The following is a 19,171-nucleotide window of genomic DNA, read 5'->3' as shown; positions in this document are numbered from 1 at the left end:
CCCGCACCATGCAAGAAAAATACTCGCCTCTCGAAGTCGAACACGATGCCCGGATCGACTGGCTCGCACGGGACGCTTACCGCGTGACCGAAAACGCGCTGGACGCGAAGGGCCAGCCCAAACCGAAGTTCTACGCCTGCTCCATGCTGCCCTACCCCAGCGGCAAGTTGCACATGGGCCACGTGCGCAACTACACCATCAACGACATGCTGGCGCGCAGCCTGCGCATGAAGGGCCACAACGTGCTCATGCCCATGGGCTGGGACGCCTTCGGCCTGCCAGCCGAGAACGCGGCCCTCAAGAACGGCGTGCCGCCGGCGAAGTGGACCTACGAGAACATCGCCTATATGAAGGGGCAGATGCAGGCCATGGGCTTGGCCATCGACTGGAGCCGCGAGGTCGCCACCTGCGACCCCACGTACTACAAATGGAACCAGTGGCTCTTCCTCAAGATGCTCGAAAAAGGCATCGCCTACCGCAAGACCCAGGTCGTCAACTGGGACCCGGTGGATCAGACCGTGCTGGCCAATGAACAGGTCATCGACGGACGCGGCTGGCGCACCGGCGCGCTGGTCGAGAAGCGCGAGATCCCGGGCTACTACCTCAAGATCACCGACTACGCCGAAGAGTTGCTGGACCATGTGCAGCTCGGCAACCCCAAGGCCACGCTGACCGGCTGGCCCGACAAGGTGCGGCTGATGCAGGAGAACTGGATCGGCAAGAGCGAGGGGGTGCGCTTCGCCTTCCCGCACGAGATCAAAGGCACGGACGGCCAGCTCATCCAGGACGGCAAGCTGTACGTCTTCACCACCCGCGCCGACACCATCATGGGCGTGACCTTCTGCGCCGTCGCGCCCGAGCACCCGCTGGCCACGCACGCCGCCCAGGGCAACGCCAAGCTCGCCGCCTTCATCGAGGACTGCAAGAAGGGCGGCACCACCGAAGCCGAACTCGCGCTCAAGGAAAAGGAAGGGCTGCCCACCGGCCTGTTCGTCACGCATCCGCTCACGGGCGAGAAGGTGGAAGTTTGGATCGGCAACTACGTGCTGATGAGCTACGGCGATGGCGCCGTCATGGGCGTGCCCGCCCACGACGAACGTGACTTTGCCTTCGCCAAGAAATACGGCATCCCGATCAAGCAGGTGGTCGCCGTCGCTGGCGAGGCCTTCTCGACCGACGCCTGGGCCGAGTGGTACGGTGACAAGCAAAAAGGCGCCTGCGTCCACAGCGGCGTGCTGGATGGCCTGGGCCACAAGGCCGCCGTCGACAAGGTGGCCGAACTGCTGGGCGCCAAGGGCCTGGGCGAGAAGAAAACCACCTGGCGCCTGCGCGACTGGGGCATCAGCCGTCAGCGCTACTGGGGAACGCCCATCCCCATCATCCATTGCGAAGAACACGGCGCCGTGCCGGTGCCCGAGCGGGATCTGCCCGTGGTGCTGCCGCAGGACTGCGTGCCCGATGGCTCCGGCAACCCGCTGCACAAGCACGAAGGCTTCCACGCCGGCGTGGTGTGCCCGGTCTGCGGCAAGCCCGCTAAGCGCGAGACGGACACCATGGACACCTTCGTGGACAGCTCCTGGTACTTCATGCGCTACTGCGACCCGGCCAACGCCGAGCAGATGGTCGCGGGTGGTGCCGACTACTGGATGCCGATGAACCAGTACATCGGCGGCATCGAGCACGCCATCCTGCACCTGCTGTACGCGCGCTTCTGGACCAAGGTGATGCGTGACCTGGGTCTGGTCAAGATCGACGAGCCCTTCACCCACCTGCTCACGCAGGGCATGGTGCTCAACCACATCTATTCCCGCCGCACCGAAAAGGGCGGCAAGGAATACTTCTGGCCGCACGACGTCGAACATCTGCTGGACGGCACCGGCAAGATCATTGGCGCCAAGCTCAAGAACGCGGTGGGCTCGCTGCCCGTCGGCACGCCCATCGATTACGAGGGCGTGGGCACCATGTCCAAGTCCAAGAACAACGGCGTGGACCCGCAGGATCTGATCGAGAAGTACGGCGCTGATACGGCGCGTCTGTACACCATGTTCGCCGCGCCGCCCGAGGCCACGCTGGAGTGGAACGACACGGCGGTCGAAGGCAGTCACCGTTTCCTCAAGCGCGTCTGGGCCTTCGGCGCCAAGCTCGCGGCCATGGACAAGAGCGCCGCCGAGGCCAGCGTGGCCGGCAAGCAATCGCTGAAGGACGTGGAATTCGGCCCGCAAGCCAAGGCCTTGCGTTTCGAACTGCACAGCGCGCTCAAGCAGGTGGACTACGACTACCAGCGCATGCAGTACAACACCGTGGTCTCGGGCGTGATGAAGATGCTCAATGCCCTGGAAAGCTTCAAGGGGCACGGCAGCCCGGGCGCGGATGTCGCGCTGATCGAAGGTTTCAGCATCCTGTTGCGCTGCCTCTACCCGGCCACGCCCCACATCACCCATGTTCTGTGGGAAGAGCTGGGCTATGCCGGTCAGTTTGGCGGCCTGCTGGACACCGCCTGGCCCAAAGTGGATGACAACGCCCTGCGCCAGGACGAGGTCGAACTGATGCTGCAGGTCAACGGCAAGCTGCGCGGCGCGCTGCGCGTGGCGGCGGATGCGAGCAAGGACGCCATCGAAGCCGCGGCGCTGGCCTCGCCCGACTTCGCCAAGTTCGCGGAAGGCAAGCCGGCGAAGAAAGTCGTCGTCGTGCCAGGGCGCTTGGTCAACGTCGTGGTCTGATGAAATCCCAACGCTCACCCCACTCGTGGCCGCTCAGGCTTGGAGTCATCGCGGGAGTGCTCGCTCTAACCTTGGTCCTGAGCGCCTGTGGCTTTGGTCTGCGCGCCCCCGTCGACTATCCTTTCCATACGCTCTACAGCAGCGCGCCGCGTTACTCGCCCTTGGGCGCGGAACTGCAACGCCAACTGCCGGCCAGTGGAAAGTTGGTCTACCTCACGCAACCCGCTCAACCCACGGATGCGCAGGTGGTGCTGGACGTGTTTGGCGAACAGCGCAAGAAAACCGTCATCGGCGTCAACGCCACGGGCCAAGCGCGTGAATTCCAACTGACCCTGACCCTCAAATTCCGCTTGCGCGTGCCCCAAAGCCATGTCGTCATTCCGGATACGACGCTCACTCAACAGCGCACGATGAGCTACGACGAAACCCTGGCACTGGCCAAAGAAGCCGAAGAAGCGGCACTCTATCGGAGCATGCAGGTTGACCTGGTGCAACAGATCGTTCGCCGACTTGCAGCCCTGGATGCCAAGGCTCTGGAAAAATCATCCGACGAGTAAGACAGTCACCTGAGCACGGAGACCGAAATTGACCAGAATGTTGCACCGCTGGCTCGCCCCCTTGTGGCTGGTTTCCTGTTTGCTGGGCCCCGCCTGGGCCGACGCCCAGGCGTACAACCCCATGTTCGGGGACAAGCAAAATCAGTTCGCACTGTACGCGGCGGGCTCTACGGGAACAGGCGCGGTCTCCCGGATGGGAAGCACCCTCAAAGTCCAGGAAGACATGGGTCTTGTTGAGCTGCAATACGCCCAGCCCTCGACTTTTTTCCGTTTGCCCGCAAGGTCCTCGGTCCATGTCGCGCAGATCATGGGCTTGGACAAAGACCAGCTGGTCTTCGGTTTGGCGCAGGAGTTCCTGTTCATCCCGAATTTCGAGCATTTTTACGCGGGCCTGGGACTGGGCATCTACATCAAGGAGCGCAGCACCGACGGGCGCGTTGATTCCGCCTTCACCTTTGGGGAAAAGCTGTTCCTGGGTTACCGTTTCGACAACGATGTCGCGCTGGAGCTTTACTGGCGGCATTTCTCCAACGGTGACATCACGCCTGTCAACGCCGCCTACAACTTCGTGGGTCTGGGTTTGATCAAGAATTTCTGACCATGCAAATCGCCGCGGGTCAACTCTCGGCCCATCTGCGCAAGGGTCTGAAAAGCCTCTACACGGTGCACGGGGACGAGGCCCTCCTACAGCAAGAGGCGGCGGACAGCATCCGGGCCGCCGCACGGGCGGAGGGCTTCAGTGAGCGCAGCGTGCACACGGTGGCGGGGGCGCACTTCGACTGGAGCGAGGTCCTGGCCGCGGGCGGCAGCCTGAGCCTGTTCGCGCAGCGGCAGATGGTGGAGATCCGGGTGCCCAGTGGCAAACCGGGCAAGGAGGGCAGCGCGGCCCTGCAGCAGATCGCCGAAGCGGCGCAAGGCAATGACAGCACCCTGACGCTGGTTCTGCTGCCACGCTTGGACATGCAGACCAAAAAAGGCGCTTGGTTTGGCGCGTTGGAAAGTTTTGGCGTCACTGTCCAGGTGGACCCGGTCGAGCGTCGGGCCCTGCCTGCCTGGATCGCCCAACGCCTGTCGGCCCAGGGGCAGCGCGTTGAGGAGGGAGAAGCGGGCCAACACAGCCTGCAGTTCTTCGCTGACCGGGTGGAAGGCAATCTGCTGGCGGCGCATCAGGAAATCAGCAAACTGGCGCTGCTCTACCCGGCAGGTACCCTGAGTTTCGAACAGATCGAATCCGCCGTGCTCAATGTCGCGCGTTACGACGTATTCAAGCTCGCCGAAGCCGTGTTGGCCGGACAGAGCGCCCGCGCACAGAAAATGTTGGATGGATTGCAGGCCGAAGGCGAAGCCGAGGTGCTGGCGCATTACGCCATCGCCGAGGACATCCGCGGCCTCAAGCGCGTCAAGGACGCACTCGGCCAGGGCCGCCCCCTGCCCATGGCACTGCGCGAGCAGCGCGTCTGGGGCGCCAAGGAAAAACTCTACGAACGCGCCCTGCCGCGGCTGTCAGAGACGCAACTCAACGATTTGCTTCACGCCGCGCACCAGGTGGATGGCATCGTGAAAGGCCTCAAAGCCCCCGGTTGGCCCGCGAACGGCTGGCAAGCCCTGCACCGGCTCGCCATGGAAGTATGCCAAGCGGTGCAATAGCCCTCCGGCGTAAAATGCAGGCATGAACGCGCCAGAAAAAGCCCCTTTGCTCGCCCAGTCGGCGTCCGGGGCCGGAGCCGAGTCCGCCTCGCCGGACCTGAACGAGTTGATGCAGACCTTGGGTGTCCAAGCCCGGGCGGCCTCGGCGCTGATGGCCAAGGCCCACTCGGCCAGCAAGAACGCCGCGCTGCGCGCGCTGGCGCGTCGGCTGCGTGAGCACACCACCGAACTGCAGGCCAGCAACGCGCTGGACCTGGAACGCGCTCAGGCATCGGGCCTGAGCGAGCCCATGGTGGACCGGCTCAAGCTCACGCCCAAGATCCTTGAGACCGTGGCGCTGGGTTGTGAGCAGCTGGCCGCGATGCCCGACATCATCGGTGAAATCTCCGGCCTGACGCAGCAGCCTTCGGGCATCCGCGTGGGCCAAATGCGCGTGCCGCTGGGCGTGTTCGGCATGATTTACGAGAGTCGGCCAAATGTGACGATCGAAGCCGCCAGCCTTTCGATCAAGAGCGGCAATGCCTGCATCCTGCGGGGCGGCTCGGAAGCCATCGAATCGAACAAGGCGCTGGCTCGCCTGGTGCACGCAGCACTGGCCGAGGCCGGACTGCCAGCGGACGCGGTGCAGCTCGTGCCCACCACCGACCGCGCGGCCGTGGGCCGGCTCATCGCCATGCCGGACTATGTGGACGTCATCATCCCGCGCGGCGGACGCAGCCTGATCGAACGCGTGAGCCGCGAGGCCAAGGTGCCCGTGATCAAACACCTGGATGGCAATTGCCACACCTACGTTGACGCCCCGTGTGACATCGACATGGCCGTCACGGTGGCCGACAACGCCAAGACCCAGAAATACAGCCCCTGCAATGCCAGCGAAGGCCTGCTGGTGGCGCGTGACGTGGCGCGGGAATTTCTGCCCAGGATCGGCGCCGTCTATGCCGCCAAAGGCGTGGAAATGCGCTGCGATGCCGAGGCTCAGTCCATCCTGGCCTCGGTGCAGAACGCCAAGGTGACAACCGCCAGCGAGCAGGACTGGTACACCGAGTACCTGGCTCCGATCATCAGCGTCAAGGTGGTCGATGGCCTGGACGAAGCCATCGCGCACATCAACCGGTACGGCAGCCATCACACGGACGCCATCCTGACCACCGACCATGTTCATGCCCAGCGCTTCTTGCGCGAGGTCGACTCGGCCAGCGTGATGGTCAACGCCAGCACACGCTTCGCCGACGGCTTCGAGTACGGGCTGGGCGCGGAGATCGGCATCAGCACGGACAAGTTCCATGCCCGCGGCCCGGTGGGCCTCGCTGGGCTGACTTCGCTCAAATGGGTGGTGCTGGGGCAAGGGGAAATCAGGACGTAAGGCCCTGGCGGGCCGAGCGTCTTCCAAGATGCGCTCGTCCCGCGCCCCTCAACACAAAAAGGGTTTGCATGGTTCCGCATCTCATCACCGCCCTCACGGGGCCGATCAACGAACTCGAACAGCGCGTGCTGGACTCGATGCCCGCCATCGAACGCTGGTTCCGTCTGGAGTGGATGGAGCACACACCACCGTTCTATTGCTCCGTCGACATCCGCAACGCGGGTTTCAAGCTCGCACCGGTGGACACCAACCTCTTCCCTGGCGGCTGGGACCACCTCACGCCCGAGATGCTGCCGCTGGCCGTGCAGGCCGCAATGGCCGCGGTGGAGAAGATTTGTCCGGAGGCGCGCAACCTGCTGCTGATCCCGGAAAACATCGATCCTGCGAACGCCGGGCGCAACACGTTTTATCTGAGCAACATCGCACAACTGCAGCGCATCTTCCACATGACGGGGCTGAACGTGCGCATCGGCTCCATCAGTCCCTCGATCAAGAAGAACACCACCATCCCCTTGCCCGGCGGCGAATCCATCACGCTGGAGCCCGTGGTTCGCAGCAAGACCCGCCTGGGCCTGAAGGACTTCGACCCTTGCACGATTCTGCTCAACAATGACTTGTCCGCTGGCATACCGGGCATTTTGGAAGACATCCACGAGCAATACTTGTTGCCACCCTTGCACGCGGGTTGGAGCCTGCGGCGCAAGAGCCGCCACTTCAAGAGCTATGAGGAAGTCGCCAAACGCCTGGGCAAGTTGTTGGGCATTGATCCCTGGCTGATCACGCCCATGCATGAGCAATGCGAAGGGGTGGCGTTCTCGGACACCAACACGGACTCTGGGCTGGAATGCCTGAGCAGCAATGTCGACACCCTGCTCACGCGCATCCGTCGCAAGTACAAGGAATACGGCATCAAGGAAAAGCCCTTCGTGGTGGTCAAGGCCGACAATGGGACGGACGGCAAGGGCATCATGACCGTGCGCGACACCAAGGACCTGCAAGTCCTGAACGAGCGCGCCCGCGCCAAGCTGCTCGCCCAGAAGGACATCCCGAGCATGATCATCCAAGAGGGCGTGCTCACGCACGAACGCATGCACGATGCGGTGGCGGAGCCCGTGGTCTACATGATGGACCGCTACGTGGTGGGGGGCTTCTACCGCATCCATGCCGAGCGTGGCGAAGACGAAAACCTGAACGCCCCCGGTGCCAGCTACGTTCCCTTGGCTTTCGACCAGAGCACGCAATTGCCCCAGCCCGGCGCGAAGCCTGGCGCGTCGGTGCCCAACCGCTTTTACATGTACGGTGTGGTCGCCCGCTTGGGACTGCTGGCCTCGAGCTATGAGCTGGAGGCCACGGACCCCGAGGCCGAGGTCTACGCCTGACCGGGCCCACGGCTCGCCCCACCACGCAACGGCCCAGCGCCATCCACCATGAGCGCCTCCAAGTCCTCCCTCGCCGCACTGACTCTCGGCGCCATCGGCATCGTCTATGGCGACATCGGCACCAGCGTGCTCTATGCCGTCAAGGAAGTGTTCGGCTCCGGCCATGTGGTGTTCACACCAGAGAATGTGTACGGCATCCTGTCCATCTTCTTCTGGACGCTGACCCTCATCGTCTCCTTGAAATACGTGGTGCTCGTCTTGCGTGCCGACAACAAGGGAGAGGGTGGCCTCGTCGCCATGCTGGCTCTGGCCTCTCAGTCCGTCAAGGACAAGCCAGCACTGCGTCGCGTGCTGCTGATGGTGGGCGTCTTTGGCGCGTGCCTGTTCTATGGTGACGGTGTCATCACGCCCGCCATCTCCGTGCTGTCGGCCATCGAGGGCCTGGAAGTGGCGTCACCCGCTTTCAAGCGTTTGGTGATTCCGCTCACCTTGATCATTCTCTTCTGCCTGTTTTTCGTGCAGAAGTACGGGACCGGTGGCATTGGCCGCTTTTTCGGCCCGATCACCTTGCTGTGGTTCGTCACCATCGCGGCGCTGGGGGTGATGCACATTGCGGACAACCCGGCCATCCTGGCCGCGCTCAGCCCCCACCACGCCCTGCGATTCATTGGCGACAACCCGGGCACTTCCTTCATCATCCTGGGGGCAGTGGTACTCTGCGTGACCGGCGCCGAAGCGCTGTACGCGGACATGGGCCACTTCGGCAAACGCCCCATCCGCCTGGCTTGGTTCGCCATCGTGATGCCCGCGCTCACCCTCAACTACTTTGGTCAAGGTGCGCTGCTGCTGCAACGCCCCGAAGCGGTCAAGAATCCTTTCTACCTGATGGCCCCCGATTGGGCGCTGCTGCCCCTCGTGGTCTTGGCCACCATGGCCACGGTGATTGCGTCACAGGCCTTGATCTCTGGCGCATTCAGTGTCACGAAGCAAGTCATCCAGCTGGGCTACCTGCCTCGCCTTCAGATCCGCCACACCAGCGTGAAAGAGACGGGGCAGATCTACATGCCCTTCATCAACTGGGGCCTGTTCATCGCCATCGCGCTGGCCGTGATGCTGTTCAAGTCGTCCAGCAATCTGGCGTCGGCCTACGGCATTGCCGTCACGCTCGACATGCTGATCACCACGGTCTTGACCTTCTTCGTCATTCGCTACGGTTGGCGCTACCCGTTGTGGCTGTGCATCTCGGCCACTGGTTGCTTCTTCGTGATTGACTTGGCTTTCTTCAGCTCCAACATGCTCAAGCTCGCGGATGGTGGCTGGTTCCCCCTGCTCATAGGGGGCGCCATCTTCACCTTGATGCTCACCTGGAAGGAAGGGCGCCACCTGCTCGCGGACAAGCAACGCGCCGACGCCATCGACCTGCGGAGTTTTCTGGATGCGGTGTTCATCAGCCCGCCCGCGCGGGTCGAGGGGACGGCGGTATTCCTGACCTCCGAGGCGGGCACGGTGCCCAATGCCCTATTGCACAACCTCAAGCACAACAAGGTGCTGCACGAGAACAACCTCTTCGTCACCGTGCGCAACCATGAAACGCCCTGGATCGGTCTGGACAAGCGCATCGAGATCACTCCCCTGGGCCACGACTGCTGGCAGGTGATCGTCAACTACGGCTTCAAGAATGACCCGGACCTGCCCGCGGCACTGGAGCCCGTGCGCAACCGCGGCTGCCTGATGGACGCGATGAACACCAGTTACTTCCTCTCGCGCGACGTCGTGGTGCCCACCTTTGGGGGCGGCATGGCCGACTGGCGCGAAAAGCTCTTTGCCCAGATGCACCACAACGCGAGCGCGGCGGCCGACTTCCTCCACCTGCCGAACAACGCCGTGGTGGAGTTGGGCAGCAAGGTCGAAATCTGAGCGCGCTGGACCGCCAACTGTGGTGGGACAGCAAGTCACAAGGCCGCTGTGCCAAGCACAGGATGTAACAGCCTCCGCACTCGGCCTCAGGCAGGCACGACCTCGTGCAACTCCCTGTTGCTCACGCGCAACTGATGCAGATCAAAGGCATGCTTCTTGCGTACCAAATCCCCCAGACGGCCGTGACTAGGCTGTCATAATTCCCAACGGTCTTTCGAAGACTTTGTTCAACCCATCAAGGACTTTTCACATGAAAAAAGCTCTGATTTCCGCCGCAGCCGCAGCCGCCCTCTTGGGCGCTGCCGGTGTGGCCCAAGCCCAAGTGACGGCTTATGGCCTGTTCGACATCAGCGTTGGTAAGAGCGTCACGGGTGACTCCACTGGCAACGACGTCGGCCTGCACTCGGGCGGCGACGGCGGTGCCAGCGAAGGCAATTCCACCACGCGCTTTGGTATCAAGGGCAGCGTGGATGTGGGCAGTGGCATCAAGGCCAACTTCAACTACCAAGCGGGTATCACTGGCGCTGGTGCGACGAACGGCAAAACTACCGGTACGGACGGCGACAGCAAAGACGACAACCTGCAACTTTTCAATCGCCAAGCCTGGGGCGGCCTGTCGGGTGGGTTCGGTGAATTCCGTTTTGGTCAGCAAGACAGCGTGCCCTTCCAGACCTTCATCGGCCTGGACTACAACGGTGCCTCCAACGGCGTGTCTGCGGCTTACTTCGCTGGCTCTGAGTGGCTGCAACTGTCTCGTCAAAGCAACTCGCTGCAGTACATCTCCCCGGCCATGGGCGGTCTGACCGTTCAAGTCGGCTACACGATGGACAGTGCTGCCAACGACTACAAGTCGGCAACGGATGACAACGAAGACAAGAAGAATGTCGTGTCCGCCGGCGCGACTTATGTCGCGGGCCCGCTGACCCTGGCCGCTGCCTTCCAAGGCCAATCGACCAAGGACGACGACAAGTCGACCAAGGACTTTGACGAAACTGCCCCTTACATGGGCTTTGGTGCTCAGTACGACTTCGGCGCATTCAAGCTGAAGGCCGACTATCACAAGGTTGACACCCGTTCCAGCATCAACGCTGGCGTTGTCACCACGGTGGCTGGCGGCTGGAGCTTGGGTGCTCAGTACTCCATCGGCAATGACAAGTCTCGTGTGTCGAATACCACTGACGACGTGAAGACCACGGCCTACGAACTGTTCGTGAACAAGGAAGTTCTGAAGAACGTCTACGGTTACGCTGAAATCGGCGGCGCCAAGACCGATGCTGACACCCTGTGGTTCGGCGACGACAGCGATTCCGCCACCGGTTTCGCCGTGGGCATGATCCTGGTGTTCTGATCCTTGCCAGCTGATCGGTGCTCGGGGCAAGGCCTGGCACCGATTTGATGCAATCTCAGACAAAACCCCGTGCAGCGTGAGCTGCACGGGGTTTTTTAATGCCTTCCTGAAAGCATTGCGCCGTGTGGGCAGCTGTCCGCTCGCTCGCCGTCTATTTCTTCGCGCCTTGCACTTCCGGCTTGTTGCTCAGGCACTGGCTCATGAAGCTCTTGCGCTCCTCACCTTTCAAGGTCTTGGCCTTGGCCTCGGCGTTGCAGCTTTTCATGCGCTCCTGCTGGGTTTGTTTTTTCCCCGGGTCCTGGCTCGGCTGAGCCTGCGTGAGGGTCGCGGGCTTGGCGGGTCTCGCCGTGTTGCCGGCAGGTGTTGTGGTCGTTGACTGCGTCGGCACAGCCGCCCACACGGCGCTCAGCCCCACCGCAAGACCCAGGGCCAGACTGAATTGCAGCGCCAAATATGCACATTTCAAAGAGGATGATTTCATGATGAGACCTTTTGCATGAAGTTGCTGGGGCATTCATTCCAGCAGGTCTCATCGACGTCATCCAGTCGCTGCACGGAGCCAAAGCCAAGACCTTGGGAATCCGGACTCGAAAATCAGAGATCCGGATCGGCCAGACGGCTGAGCCCGAAGCCTGGCATGTGGCAGTTCAACCCATCCCCACCGGCCACACCACGCCCTTGTCGTTGAGGATGGCGTCCAAGGGCACATCATGGGGCTCGGGTTCAAGATCGTCCACGAAACCCGGGGCATAACCCAGGCCCACGGTGTGGGGCTTGGGCTGCAAGGTGGCAAGCGTGCGGTCGTAGAACCCCCCGCCATAGCCCAGGCGATACCCTCCAGGGCCATAACCGACACAGGGCACGAACAGCAGCGTCGGGACGATGACTTCCGTGTCCTTGGGCTTGGGAATGCCGTAGGCGTCTTCTTCCATCGGGCAGCCGGGGTACCAAGCGTGGAACGTCAGCGTTTTGTGCACCTTGTCGATGACCGGCAAGCCGATGCGACGGCGCTGCGGCTGGTCCAGCAGTTCGCCATCTTCCTTCCAGCGGTGCAGGGCTGGCAAAGGATCGAATTCACCCTTGATCGGCCAGTAAGCCCCGATCACCCGGTCAGTGCGCCCAATCAGCCAGATGCGCATGACCTGCTGCAAGGCCGCTGCCCGACCCATGCGGTCGGGCAAGTTCAGGCGCTCGGCGATCAGGCGCTTGCGCAGTTCCTGCTTTTCTGACCCTATTCCTGTGGTTTTTTCTGACATATCGCGGGGCCCGGTCATGGTCATAATTTGGGCATGAAGTTTCGAGCTATTCTGACATTGACCGTCGGCCTGATGCTGGGCGGCTGCCTGCTGGCCTCAAGCCATGCCGCGCCAGCTCAGGGCGAGGCCGCGCCGGACGTCCCAGCCGCGTTCTTGGTGCCACCTTCCCCTGCTGCGACGACGGGCACCTCAGGATTGACTCCCACCGCAGTGTCGGGAACGCCAGCCCCCCTGCTTTCAGCACCAACGGTGCCCGCCCCAAGCAACCCAGCACCTGCCGCGGCCATCCCTGCGGTGCCGACGGCCTCACCAGCCTTGGCAAAACAAGGGGCCGAAGCAGAGTCCGTGGCCCTGGCCACCCCCGCCGGAACGCCCACGGGGGCCTGGAACAAATCGCGTCAGGACGTGCTGATGGGCGACATGTCCATGGCCTACAAGAAGCTGGATCGCCGCCGCATGGCCGAGTTGCTGCCGCAGGTGCGAGGCCATGCCCTGGAAATCTGGGCGGCCTACTGGGAGCTGAGCTCCCGGCTCGAGGACGCCAAGACGGCGGACATCGAAGCCTTCCTGACCCGTTACGCGGGCAGCTACCAAGAAGACCGGTTGCGCAACGATTGGCTATTGATCCTGGGCAAGCGACGCGACTGGCCCCGGTTCGAGGCTGAGTACGCGAAGTTCCGCATGCACGACGATCCAGAGGTGCGCTGCCATGCCCTGCACGCCACCTACGCGCGTGAGGGCGCCAACACGCCAGCCGAAGTGGCCGATCCCATCGTGCGGCAGGTGACGGAGCTTTGGCTGGGCCAGTTGTTCACTCCCGGCGAGGGCTGTGCTGCGGCGGCCCAGCGCCTGCTGCATGACGGGCGGATGGACCCCATGGTGGTCTGGCGGCGCGCTCGCCTCGGTTTTGAATTCGATCAGCCCCAGATTGCCCAGCAAGCAGTGAGCCTGCTCAATCCGGCCTGGGCCGTGGGCTTGAACCAGCTGTATGCCGGCCCCAAGCGCTACTTGGATGAGAACCTGACGGCCTTCCGCCCCAAAACCCGGGAGTGGGTCACGCTCGCCATCGTGCGCATGGCCTCCAACGACCCGCACGCCGCGGCCGAGGAACTGAACAAGCTGCGCTGGCGCGCCCAGTTGACCGACGAGGAACGCAGCTGGATTTGGGGCGTGATCGGCAAGCGCTCGGCTCGCCTGCTGTCCGACAAGGCGCTGGAGTACTACGCCCAGGGCGACCCCGCCAGCATGCACAGCGACCAGTTGCTCTGGCGCGTGCGCGCCGCGTTGCGCGCCAATGACTGGCAGCAAGTGAACGACGCCATCAATGCCCTGAGCCCCGCGCAGTTGCGCGACCCCACCTGGGTTTACTGGCGCGCACGTGCCCTGCTAGCGCTGCAAGTGCCGGACGCCGAGCAGCGCGCCCGCGTCCTGTTGCAATCCATCGCCTCGCCCAGCCATTTCTACGGCCAGCTCGCGCTGGAGGAATTGGGTCAGGCCATAGCGGCGCCGACGGAGCAAACGGTACCCAAGACCGAGGAATTGCAAGCCGCGCGCGATAACCCGGGCTTGCAGCGCGCGCTGCAGGCGATCCGCATCGGCTTGCGCGACGAAGGCGTGCGGGAATGGAACTACACCATCAGCCTGCACGTTCCTGGCGGCATGACCGACCGCGAACTGCTGGCCGCGGCGACGCTGGCCTGCGAGGCCCAAGTCTGGGACCGCTGCATCAACACCAGCGACCGCACGCGTGCGTTCATGAATTACGCGCAGCGTTTCCCGACACCTTATCGCGAGCAGGTGCAGGAGCGCGCCGTGCAGACCGGGCTGGAGCCAGCCTTCATCTACGGGCTGATCCGTCAAGAAAGCCGCTTCATCGCGGAGGCCCAGTCCAGCGTCGGCGCCGCAGGTTTGATGCAGGTGATGCCCGCCACCGCGCACTGGACGGCGCGCCGCATCGGTCTGCGCAACTACAAACCCAAGCAAATCACCGACCGCGACACCAACATAACCTTGGGCTCCAGCTACCTCAAGCTGGTGCTGGAAGCCTTTGATGGGTCCATGCCCATGGCCGCTGCCGCCTACAACGCCGGCCCCAGCCGTGCCCGGGTCTGGCGCGGCGAGGTGAACGACCCGGTGCTGGAAGCCGCCATCTGGATCGAAAACATCCCCTTTGGCGAAACCCGCGATTACGTGAAAAAGGTGTTGCCGAACACCGTGAACTACGCCGCCGTGCTCAGCGGTCAGCCGCAGTCGCTCAAGGCCCGGCTGGGGTATGTCGGCCCTCAGGGCGTAGCCAAGCCTGAACCTGTCGAGGAGCTGCCATGAAGCGCGTGCTAGTGCTGGGCGGCACGGGCTTTGTCGGCCGCCATGTCTGCGAACACCTGGTCCGGCGTGGCTGCGGGGTGACGGTGCTCACGCGCCGAGCCGAGCATGCCCGCGCGGTGCAACACCTGCCCGGCCTGAGCGTGCTGGAAGGGGATGTCCACGACGAAGCCACCTTGCGCCGTCTGCTGCCCGGCCACGACGCCGTGGTCAATCTGGTGGCCATCCTGCACGGCGGCACCGCTGCGTTCGAACGCGCGCACGTGAAGCTGCCCCGAACGCTGGCGCGAGCCAGCCTGGCCAGCGACGTTCGGCGGGTGATCCACATCAGCGCGCTGGGCGCCGCCCCCGAGACCGCCGCGTCCGCGCCTTCGCGGTATCTGCGCAGCAAGAGCCAGGGAGAAGCGGTGCTGAGGGAAGCCGCGGACAGCAACGGCCTGCAACTCACCGTGCTGCGCCCAAGCGTCATCTTCGGTTCGGACGATCGCTTCCTCAACCTCTTCGCCGAGTTGCAGCGCATCTTTCCGCTGGTGCCGCTCGCCGGCGCGCAGGCGCGTTTCCAGCCCGTCTGGGTGGAGGACGTGGCCGAGGCGGTGACCCGCTGCCTCTTCGATCCGCGCACGGTGGGTCAGACCTACGAGCTGTGCGGCCCCTCGGTGCACAGCTTGCGCGAACTGGTGCAACTGGCCGGCCGTTCGGCCGGTGTGCCGCGCCCCGTGATTGCACTGCCGCCCTTGCTGGGCCGGCTGCAGGCGATGGTGATGGAGTGCGCTCCGGGCGAACCGCTGATGAGCCGCGACAACCTGGATTCGATGAAAGTCTCCAACGTGGCCACCGGCCAGCTGCCGGGCCTGGACGCGCTGGGCATCACGCCGGCTTCGCCACTGGCCATCGTTCCCGCTTATCTGGGCGCATCCGACCACTTGCAAGCGCTGCGCGCACGCGGGCCATCGGCACGCCGCTGAGCCGCGAAGCCCGCACGCGCAGGGCTTCCTCGGCTCCTCAAGCGCGGGCTTGCGACAAACGTCGCCACCCCGTGTACTCCAACTCCGTCAGCAGGACGACCGCCAGCGCCTGCGCCCCCAGGAACACCTGGCCGAGCACGGTGAGCGGCAGCACGAACCAAAGATAGGCGCTGCCAGCCACCCAGGCCGCATTGCCCAGGATCACGAGCCAGACCAGGGCCGCCGGAGGCCGGGCGCTGCGCGCGGCCAACAGCATCAAGGCCGCGAACGGGAAGAGGGCCAGACCGCTGGCCAGCAGGAGCTGAGCGGGCATGCCCAGCCAAGAGGCCAGGGGATCGGCCAGGGCCACCAGGGGCAAGCCCATGGCCATGCCGCTGATGGCGTCACCGCGCAGGGCGAGGTGCAGGAGGCGGGGCGAGGCAAGCACTTGAGTCAAAGCAGACATGGCGAACTCCTTGGGGTGAATGACGGCGTGAGTCTCCATCTCGGCCTGCGGCGCGTCGATTACCTGTCAGGTCATGGAAGCCCCGCGCAAAATGCCGCATGCTGAACGCGGTCAGCGCCGTGAACGCCCCCAAGAATCGCCCACCCCATGAACATCCTGAACCCACCACCTGCCACCACCTCCCGCCCCACCGCGGTGGGCGGCATTGGCGATTTGATCCGGGAATGGCGCCAGCAACGGCGACTGAGCCAGATGGACTTGGCGCTGGACGTGGGCATCTCGCCCCGCCACCTGAGCTTTGTGGAGACGGGGCGCGCCAGACCGGGGGCTGAAGTGCTGCTGGCGATCGCCGAGCGGCTGGCCCTGCCGCTGCGCACGCGCAATGTCTGGCTGATGACCGCCGGCTACGCGCCGCGCTACACCGAGCAACCGCTTGCGTCCGGACAGATGCCACAGATTCACGCCGCGCTGGACAAGCTGCTGCGGGCGCACGACCCCTACCCCGGCGTGGTGCTGGACGGCGGCTGGAACGTGGTGCGCGCCAACCGCGCGGCGCAGCGCCTGATCGCCCTGCTGCCGCCCGCGCTGCGCGAACCGGGCGTCAACATGTTTCGCGCCAGCCTGCACGCCGAAGGCTACGCCGCACTGACCCGCAACTTCCACGAATGGGGGGCCTACCTGCTGCGCACCCTGCGCCGTCAGGTGCAGGAGTCGCGCGACCCGCAGTTGGCGGCGTTGGAACAAGAGGTACTGGCCTATCCCCACGTGGCTGCGCTGTTGGACGCGTCCGGCCCGGCCGACGGCACGCCCGAGCTGCTGATCCCCTGCGAGATGGAGATTGGCGGCCACCCGCTCTCGCTGTTCACGACCCTGACGGCCTTCGGCACGCCACGCGACATCACGCTGGCCGAGCTGAGCATCGAGCTTTTTTACCCGTCCGACCCCGCGACGGACGCGCTACTGCACCAGTTCGCCGCGGCAGTCTGAGCACGGCCACCCACGCCTGCCGTGCGCCAGCCCACCGCACATCGCCGCGATGAGGCTCACCACGGGACTCAGAACACAAGCGGCTAGACTGTCCCCATGCAGATCTACATGGTGGGCGGCGCGGTGCGCGACGCCTTGCTCGGCCTACCGGTGAAGGACCGGGATTGGGTGGTGGTGGGTGCCACCCCCGAGGCCATGGCCGCCCAGGGCTTCACGCCCGTGGGCAAGGACTTCCCGGTCTTCCTCCACCCCGAGACCCGCGAAGAGCACGCGCTGGCGCGCACCGAGCGCAAGACCGCGCGCGGCTACAAGGGCTTCGCCGTGCATGCCGCGCCCGACGTGACGCTGGAGCAAGACCTGGCCCGGCGCGACTTGACCCTCAACGCCCTGGCCGTGGCACGCGAGCATTGCCGGCCCGACGGTGGTTTCGACCCCGCGCAGGTCGTCGACCCCTACCAGGGCCGGCGCGACCTGGAACAGCGCATCCTGCGCCACGTCACCCCGGCCTTCCGCGAGGACCCGGTGCGCATCCTGCGCGTGGCGCGCTTCTCGGCACGTTTCACGGACTTTCAGGTCGCACCCGAGACCCTGGCGCTCATGGGCGAGATGGTCGAAGACGGCGAGGTCGACCACTTGGTGCCCGAGCGCGTCTGGCAGGAACTGAGCCGCGGCCTGATGGAAGCCCGGCCCTCGCGCATGCTCGAGGTGCTGCGCGTCTGCGGTGCGCTCAAGCGCCTGCTGCCCGAAGTCGACCGGCTCTGGGGCGTGCCCCAACCCGCCGAGCACCATCCCGAAGTGGACACGGGTGTGCACCTGATGCTGGTGCTGGACCTGGCCGCCGAATTGAACGCGCCCCTGCCGGTGCGCTACGCCTGCCTGGGTCACGACCTGGGCAAGGGCACCACGCCCGCTGACGTGCTGCCGAGACACCTTGGCCACGAGGGGCGCAGCGCGCGGCTCTTGCAAGGCATCTCCGAACGCTTGCGTGTGCCCGTGGACTGCCGCGAATTGGGCGAGGTGGTGGCGCGCGAACATGGCAACATCCACGCCAGCGGCAAGCTCAACGCCGAAGCCGTGCTGCGCCTGCTGGAGCGCTGCGATGCCCTGCGCAAGCCCGAACGCTTCAGCCAGGCGCTGCTGGCCTGCACCTGTGACGCACGCGGGCGAGGTGTCGCGGGCGATGGCCTGCGTGATCGCCCTTATCCGCAGGCGACACGTCTTCAAGGTGCACTGCACGCCGCGCTCGCCCTGCCCACCCATGACATCGCCACGCAGGCCATGGCGCAGGGCTTGAAGGGACCGGAAGTGGGTCGACGCATCCATGCGGCGCGTGTGCGCGCCATCGAACAGGCCCTGGCAACGATGCAGATGGCGTGAATCGCGTGAAGCGGACCAGCCGGGTGCGGCCCGACGAGCATCGAGTGCCATGGACTCCAGGACAAGCGCCGCGCAACGGCTTCTCAGAGGCTCAGATCAACCGGGCAATCAGCGCGGCCGCGAGGCTCAGCAGGATGGTGCTCATGAACGGCAGACTGAAGCGTCGGCCGAACAAGGTGAAGTTGAAATCCCCCGGCAGGCGACCGAAACCGATGCGCTGGAACCAAGGCGTCAACGCGTTGACGATCAGCAGGATGATGAAAACAGCCAACAACCAGCGCCACATGTTCTGTCCTTGCGTCGGGTTCCGTCAGAGCGCGTGGGTGCGATCGCCAGAGGTGAACCCCAGCGCCGGCGCGTCCGCCCAAGGTGAGGCGCCCGTCACATCCCGGGTGGCGAAGCCGATGACCTTGAACAACTCGCCCATCTCGTGCTCCATGACCAGCTTGCTGGCCTGCACGCGCCGGGCCAGCGCCTCTGGCGTGTCGGCTGCGGTTTCATCGGGCGCCATCAGGCGCGCCAGGCCGCAGTTGAACAAAAAACGCCCCTGCGAGGTGTAGCCCAGTACTTCCAGTCCAGCCTCCTGGCCGGCCAGGGCGATGCCCGTGAAGTTCACATGGGCGGTGATGTCCTTCAGACCCACGTCGCTCAAGGGATCGGTGTCGGACTGGTGCGCGCGATGGCACATCACCGTGCCCATGTGACGCTGGGGGTGGTAATACTCCACCTCCGGAAAGCCATAGTCGATGAAGAAAGCCGCGCCAAGCCGCCCCTCGCGGGCGCCGCGCAAGAGCTTGCCAGCCACCGTGCGCATGAAGGCTTCGGCCTGTGCGTGCGTTTCGGTCAGGTAGTCGTGTTCGCCCGCGACCGCCACCGGCGGGGGCCGGG

General features: G+C 64.6%; 17 protein-coding genes. 12 read left to right on the top strand and 5 right to left on the bottom strand.

Going from position 1 to position 19,171, the window contains the following annotated elements:
- Positions 1–8 precede the first annotated feature (8 nt).
- The 8 genes from leuS (at position 9) to HGR_RS06465 (ending at position 10,931) form a co-directional block, all read left to right on the top strand.
- Entirely contained in the window at positions 9–2,720 is a 2,712-nt protein-coding gene (gene leuS / locus HGR_RS06500; protein WP_006297359.1) for a leucine--tRNA ligase, read from the top strand.
- Between the two features lie 56 nt (positions 2,721–2,776).
- Positions 2,777–3,277, top strand: coding sequence for an LPS-assembly lipoprotein LptE (locus HGR_RS06495; protein WP_237701382.1), 501 nt, complete (start codon positions 2,777–2,779; stop codon positions 3,275–3,277).
- A 37-nt stretch (positions 3,278–3,314) separates the two neighbouring features.
- A complete protein-coding gene (locus HGR_RS06490; RefSeq protein ID WP_006297357.1) occupies positions 3,315–3,875 on the top strand; it encodes an acyloxyacyl hydrolase in 561 nt (186 codons plus the stop codon).
- 2 nt (positions 3,876–3,877) lie between these two features.
- Positions 3,878–4,924 carry a DNA polymerase III subunit delta gene (holA, locus tag HGR_RS06485; protein ID WP_006297356.1) on the top strand — a complete coding sequence of 349 codons (1,047 nt, stop codon included), beginning with the start codon at positions 3,878–3,880 and terminating at the stop codon, positions 4,922–4,924.
- Between the two features lie 109 nt (positions 4,925–5,033).
- Positions 5,034–6,287, top strand: coding sequence for a glutamate-5-semialdehyde dehydrogenase (locus HGR_RS06480; protein WP_039852714.1), 1,254 nt, complete (start codon positions 5,034–5,036; stop codon positions 6,285–6,287).
- A 68-nt stretch (positions 6,288–6,355) separates the two neighbouring features.
- Positions 6,356–7,666, top strand: coding sequence for a glutamate--cysteine ligase (gene gshA, locus HGR_RS06475; protein ID WP_006297354.1), 1,311 nt, complete (start codon positions 6,356–6,358; stop codon positions 7,664–7,666).
- A gap of 48 nt (positions 7,667–7,714) precedes the next feature.
- Positions 7,715–9,583, top strand: coding sequence for a potassium transporter Kup (locus HGR_RS06470; RefSeq protein ID WP_006297353.1), 1,869 nt, complete (start codon positions 7,715–7,717; stop codon positions 9,581–9,583).
- Between the two features lie 250 nt (positions 9,584–9,833).
- Positions 9,834–10,931, top strand: coding sequence for a porin (locus tag HGR_RS06465; RefSeq protein WP_006297352.1), 1,098 nt, complete (start codon positions 9,834–9,836; stop codon positions 10,929–10,931).
- Positions 10,932–11,082: 151 nt separating this feature from the next.
- Here the strand turns inward: HGR_RS06465 and HGR_RS06460 are convergent, their stop codons facing one another.
- A complete protein-coding gene (locus HGR_RS06460) occupies positions 11,083–11,445 on the bottom strand; it encodes a PsiF family protein (protein WP_237701381.1) in 363 nt (120 codons plus the stop codon).
- Positions 11,446–11,578: 133 nt separating this feature from the next.
- Positions 11,579–12,187, bottom strand: a complete 609-nt coding sequence (locus HGR_RS06455) for a 5-formyltetrahydrofolate cyclo-ligase (protein WP_006297350.1) — start codon at positions 12,185–12,187, stop codon at positions 11,579–11,581.
- A gap of 345 nt (positions 12,188–12,532) precedes the next feature.
- Between HGR_RS06455 and HGR_RS06450 the strand changes: the two genes are divergently transcribed.
- Positions 12,533–14,512, top strand: a complete 1,980-nt coding sequence (locus tag HGR_RS06450; protein ID WP_006297349.1) for a lytic transglycosylase domain-containing protein — start codon at positions 12,533–12,535, stop codon at positions 14,510–14,512.
- Positions 14,509–15,474 carry a complex I NDUFA9 subunit family protein gene (locus HGR_RS06445; protein WP_006297348.1) on the top strand — a complete coding sequence of 322 codons (966 nt, stop codon included), beginning with the start codon at positions 14,509–14,511 and terminating at the stop codon, positions 15,472–15,474. The genes HGR_RS06450 and HGR_RS06445 overlap by 4 nt, the downstream gene beginning before the upstream one ends.
- 37 nt (positions 15,475–15,511) lie before the next feature.
- On the opposite strand, the gene HGR_RS06440 is transcribed toward HGR_RS06445, so the two are convergent.
- Complete coding sequence (locus HGR_RS06440; RefSeq protein WP_039852710.1) at positions 15,512–15,919, bottom strand: hypothetical protein; 408 nt, start codon at positions 15,917–15,919, stop codon at positions 15,512–15,514.
- A 147-nt stretch (positions 15,920–16,066) separates the two neighbouring features.
- Here HGR_RS06440 and HGR_RS06435 point away from each other — a divergent pair, with 147 nt between their 5' ends.
- Positions 16,067–16,906, top strand: coding sequence for a helix-turn-helix domain-containing protein (locus HGR_RS06435; RefSeq protein ID WP_006297346.1), 840 nt, complete (start codon positions 16,067–16,069; stop codon positions 16,904–16,906).
- A 96-nt stretch (positions 16,907–17,002) separates the two neighbouring features.
- Positions 17,003–18,283, top strand: a complete 1,281-nt coding sequence (locus HGR_RS06430) for a multifunctional CCA addition/repair protein (RefSeq protein WP_006297345.1) — start codon at positions 17,003–17,005, stop codon at positions 18,281–18,283.
- Positions 18,284–18,374: 91 nt separating this feature from the next.
- Here HGR_RS06430 and HGR_RS06425 read toward each other — a convergent pair whose 3' ends face one another.
- Together HGR_RS06425 and HGR_RS06420 are read right to left on the bottom strand one after the other, a co-directional pair.
- Positions 18,375–18,569 (bottom strand): DUF2905 domain-containing protein, encoded by a 195-nt coding sequence (locus tag HGR_RS06425; protein ID WP_006297344.1) that lies wholly within the window; start codon positions 18,567–18,569, stop codon positions 18,375–18,377.
- Positions 18,570–18,593: 24 nt separating this feature from the next.
- Positions 18,594–19,171, bottom strand: a 578-nt coding sequence (locus tag HGR_RS06420; protein ID WP_006297343.1) for an SAM-dependent methyltransferase, incomplete at its 5' end; no start/stop codon positions are given.

The organism is Hylemonella gracilis ATCC 19624 (assembly GCF_000211835.1).
Classification (GTDB): Bacteria; Pseudomonadota; Gammaproteobacteria; order Burkholderiales; family Burkholderiaceae_C; genus Hylemonella; species Hylemonella gracilis.
This window is presented reverse-complemented; position numbering and strand designations above follow the sequence as displayed.

What these genes read in the sequence shown, in the direction of transcription:
- leuS (WP_006297359.1), top strand. Translation starts at nt 9, where the DNA reads ATGCAAGAAAAATACTCGCCTCTCGAAGTCGAACACGATGCCCGGATC.
- HGR_RS06490 (WP_006297357.1), top strand. Translation starts at nt 3,315, where the DNA reads ATGTTGCACCGCTGGCTCGCCCCCTTGTGGCTGGTTTCCTGTTTGCTG.
- holA (WP_006297356.1), top strand. Translation starts at nt 3,878, where the DNA reads ATGCAAATCGCCGCGGGTCAACTCTCGGCCCATCTGCGCAAGGGTCTG.
- HGR_RS06480 (WP_039852714.1), top strand. Translation starts at nt 5,034, where the DNA reads ATGCAGACCTTGGGTGTCCAAGCCCGGGCGGCCTCGGCGCTGATGGCC.
- gshA (WP_006297354.1), top strand. Translation starts at nt 6,356, where the DNA reads ATGGTTCCGCATCTCATCACCGCCCTCACGGGGCCGATCAACGAACTC.
- HGR_RS06470 (WP_006297353.1), top strand. Translation starts at nt 7,715, where the DNA reads ATGAGCGCCTCCAAGTCCTCCCTCGCCGCACTGACTCTCGGCGCCATC.
- HGR_RS06465 (WP_006297352.1), top strand. Translation starts at nt 9,834, where the DNA reads ATGAAAAAAGCTCTGATTTCCGCCGCAGCCGCAGCCGCCCTCTTGGGC.
- HGR_RS06460 (WP_237701381.1), bottom strand. Translation starts at nt 11,445, where the DNA reads ATGCCCCAGCAACTTCATGCAAAAGGTCTCATCATGAAATCATCCTCT.
- HGR_RS06455 (WP_006297350.1), bottom strand. Translation starts at nt 12,187, where the DNA reads ATGTCAGAAAAAACCACAGGAATAGGGTCAGAAAAGCAGGAACTGCGC.
- HGR_RS06445 (WP_006297348.1), top strand. Translation starts at nt 14,509, where the DNA reads ATGAAGCGCGTGCTAGTGCTGGGCGGCACGGGCTTTGTCGGCCGCCAT.
- HGR_RS06440 (WP_039852710.1), bottom strand. Translation starts at nt 15,919, where the DNA reads ATGTCTGCTTTGACTCAAGTGCTTGCCTCGCCCCGCCTCCTGCACCTC.
- HGR_RS06435 (WP_006297346.1), top strand. Translation starts at nt 16,067, where the DNA reads ATGAACATCCTGAACCCACCACCTGCCACCACCTCCCGCCCCACCGCG.
- HGR_RS06430 (WP_006297345.1), top strand. Translation starts at nt 17,003, where the DNA reads ATGCAGATCTACATGGTGGGCGGCGCGGTGCGCGACGCCTTGCTCGGC.
- HGR_RS06425 (WP_006297344.1), bottom strand. Translation starts at nt 18,569, where the DNA reads ATGTGGCGCTGGTTGTTGGCTGTTTTCATCATCCTGCTGATCGTCAAC.